Genomic DNA, 3,491 nt, shown 5'->3' with positions numbered 1-3,491 from the left:
GGCGTCGATGATGAGTGCGGCGATCATGCCGTAGGCGATGTACTTCATCATCACCAGATCGGAGAACGCGAATGCTCCGGTGACGACGATGAGGATCAAGGCTGCGGCGGTGATGATGCGTCCGGTGTGCGAGGTGCCGATATGGATGGCTTCGCTTGTACTGGAACCGTTTTCGCGAGCCTCGACCATTCGAGACAGGAGGAACACCTCGTAGTCCGTGGACAGGCCGAACACGATTGCGGCGATCAGCAGAAGAATCATCGCCATGATCGGCCCCGGGGTGAAGTTCATCCACGCAGCTCCGTGCCCGTCGATGAAGATCCACGTCAGGATGCCCATGGTGGCCCCGAGGCCGAGCGTCGTCATGAGCACTGCCTTGATCGGCAGCACCAGAGACCCGAATGTCAGGAACATCAGGACAGTCACGATGAGGACGACCAGTACGGCCATCAGGGGTAGCCGGTCGACCAGGGCATCGATCGAATCCCGTTCGATCGCAGGCGTTCCGGTCACCTGCATCGTGGTGCCGTCGGGGGTGTCGATGCTGCGCAGATACTCGATGGCGGGCGCACCGTCGTTTCGGTCGATCAGCCCGGCCTTGAAGACGATGATGCCGTCCTTGCTGGCACCGACCGGAGTGAACGGCTCGATCAGGCCGGGTGCGTTGTTCGCCTGCGTGGTGATGGCCCCGAGTGTGGGGCCTTGCGCGTTCTGGATGACCAGTTTGATGGGTTCGGTGCGTTGCCCGGGGAACAACTCGTCGAATTGCTCCTGCGCCACTCGAGTCGGATTGTCCGGCGGCAGGTACGTTTCGTTGATTCCGCCGAACGCGAGGTTGCCGATGGGCAGCGTCAGGGCCAGCAGTCCGAGAACGATGGTGACGACCACCTTGATGGGGTTGCGCATCACCCAGTTCGTGAGCTTGCCCCACCTACCGTTCTCGATCTCCTCCGAGGACTTGGTCTTGCGCATGAACTTCAGACCGAGCGCGTCGACACGAGGGCCGAGAATCGACAGGATGGCGGGCAGGATGGTGATCGCGTTCAGCGCGGCAAGAGCAACTGTCGCAATCGAACCCAGGGCAACGGACCGCAAGAACCCGTGCGGAAACAGCAGCAGTCCCCCGAGGCACGCAACGATCATCGTCGCCGAGAACACCACCGTGCGGCCCGCGGTCATGACCGTTCGACGGATCGCATCGGGAGTCGAACGGCCGTCGCCCAGTTCCTCTCGGAAACGCGAGACGATGAACAGGCCGTAGTCGATCGCCAAGCCGAGACCCACCAGAGACACCACCGGTGCGACGAAGGTGTTGACCTCGGTGACGTGGGTGAAGAGCTTGACGATGCCGTTGGCCCCGATCACCGTCAAAGCGCCGACGACGAGTGGCAGCGCGGCAGCGACCACCCCGCCGAAAACGAAGAACAGCAGTACCGCCACGGCTGGGATGGCGAGGACCTCCATGCGATGGATGTCATCGGTCATCGTCGACTGGAGTGCGGCAGCGACCGCCTGCTGGCCGGCGACCTGCACGTCGACACCATCGATGTAGAAGTCGTTCTGGACTGCCTGAAAATTGTTGGTCAGCTCGGTGTCGTCGTTGCCGACGATCGCGATGCTCGCGATGGCATGCTGCTTGTCGGCGGTGCCGAGCACGGGGAGCGCAGGGGCCTGGTCTGTCCGGAAGTAGCTGCCGTTGATCTTCGCGATGCGATCCGGGTGGTCGGCGACCAGGGAATCGAGATTCTGGACAATCGCTGCGTCGAATGCCGGATCGTCGATGGTCGAGCCCTCGGGGGCGGTGTAGAGGACGATGACATCGCCCTGGCTGTCGCGGCCGAATGTCTCGTCGATGAGATTACTGGCGGCGGCCGACTGTGACGTCGGGTCGTCGAAGCCGCTCTGACTCAGGTGGTCTGGGAGGTCCCAGCCGTAGGCGGCCAGGATTGCTGATCCCGCTACCATGACCCCGAGAACGGAGTATCGGAGGCGGTGGACGACATTTCCCCATCGAACGAACACGTGTGTAGAACTCCCCCTCGGTACACGCGACGATCCGCCTCGTGAGTGAACCCGACCCTTGAAGCGGGAGTGTAGCCTGCGAAACGATCCTCCCGGGGGCGGGAGCACTGCTCGGGGAGCTGTCTGGAGAAGACAGCCGGTTCATCCGATCGTCAGCGTGAACGATTGCGCTCGCGGGCGATCAGTTCGCTGACGCTGACCACCTGTCCGTTCTCGCCGCCGCGATGACGACCGCTGTCTCCGCCTTCGGTGGACGGTGCTGCCCGTCGGCCCGAGGGCTTGGGTGACTCGCTCGGCGTGGGTTCGGTGTGGCCGCTTCCGTTGTACTCGGAGCTGTTGTGCTCGGAGCTGTTGTGCTCGGACCCGTTCTGCTCGGTGTCGGTGCGTCCGGAACCATTGGTGCTGTTGCGCCCGGAGCCATTTGTGCTGTTGCGCTCGGAGCCATTGGTGCCGTTGCGCCCGGATGCATTGCTGACGTAGCCGTTCCGAGGGGAACCGTTCTGCGACGAACCGTTCTCGGCACGCCCGTTGTGGCCCGCGTCCTCGGAAACGGAACCGTTGTAGCCCGTTTCGTTCTGGCCCGTGCCCTCGGCTGTGGATCCGTTGTGGGACCCATTCCGGCCTGCGCCTGCGCCTGTGCTCGTCGAACTCGGCCGACTCGACGGCGGAGATGCACTGGGTGCACGCAGGTCGGCGAGCCAACTCTCGATCGATCGTGAGTCGGGTTCCTCGGCTCGTGGTGCCCGCCCGACACGGCTTCGACTGGGCGGCGCGACCGGTGGTCGGGGAGCACTCGATGGGCGCGGGGGCCGAGCCGACGGGGGAGCGGCGTCCGAATCGGCCGGGGACGCAGGACGGACCACGTCGGCCGCCTGGGTCGGCTCCGGTTCGACGGTTGGACGCGGCGGCACCGGCCGGCTCGGGGCCGGCTCGGGAGCGCGTCGAGGCGCAGGGGCGGCCTGAGTTGCGCGAGTCGGTTCGTCCTCGGGTGGTGTTGCCGGCCGCCCCGTCACGGTGCGCCGGGACTCTTCCTTCGCCGCGTGAGTCGCCCTGATGGGGCCTGAACCATGCGGTGCGACAACGGGAATGGGCTCGGTGAGTGGTTCGCTGCGGCGCGGTGCCGGACGGATGGGCGGTGCGACTTTGGTGGACGGCGCGCCCCCGGCGAGGGCGAGTTCGGGTACGTCGGCGATCGGGAGGAGTTCGTCCTCGAGAATTGTCTCGCCGAGTCCGAGCTTGCGCTGAATGCGCTTCATCCACTGCGGGGCCCACCAGCAGTCGTCGCCGAGCAGTTTCATCGTGGCAGGTACGAGGAACATGCGGATCAGGGTGGCGTCGATGATGAGTGCGGCGATCATGCCGTAGGCGATGTACTTCATCATCACCAGATCGGAGAACGCGAATGCTCCGGTGACGACGATGAGGATCAAGGCTGCGGCGGTGATGATGCGTCCGGTGTGCGAGGTGCC

2 protein-coding genes are annotated in these 3,491 nt (G+C 64.7%); both read right to left on the bottom strand.

Going from position 1 to position 3,491, the window contains the following annotated elements:
- A partial coding sequence (locus ACOQFP_RS05280; RefSeq protein WP_421583702.1) for an MMPL family transporter occupies positions 1-2,022 on the bottom strand: 2,022 nt, incomplete at its 3' end.
- A 152-nt stretch (positions 2,023-2,174) separates the two neighbouring features.
- A partial coding sequence (locus tag ACOQFP_RS05275; protein ID WP_421583701.1) for an MMPL family transporter occupies positions 2,175-3,491 on the bottom strand: 1,317 nt, incomplete at its 5' end.

The sequence above is a fragment of the Rhodococcus sp. MALMAid1271 genome (assembly GCF_049195265.1).
Taxonomy (GTDB): domain Bacteria; phylum Actinomycetota; class Actinomycetes; order Mycobacteriales; family Mycobacteriaceae; genus Rhodococcoides.
Note: the sequence above shows the minus strand (reverse complement) of the source record. Positions and strands in the feature narration are given on the sequence as shown.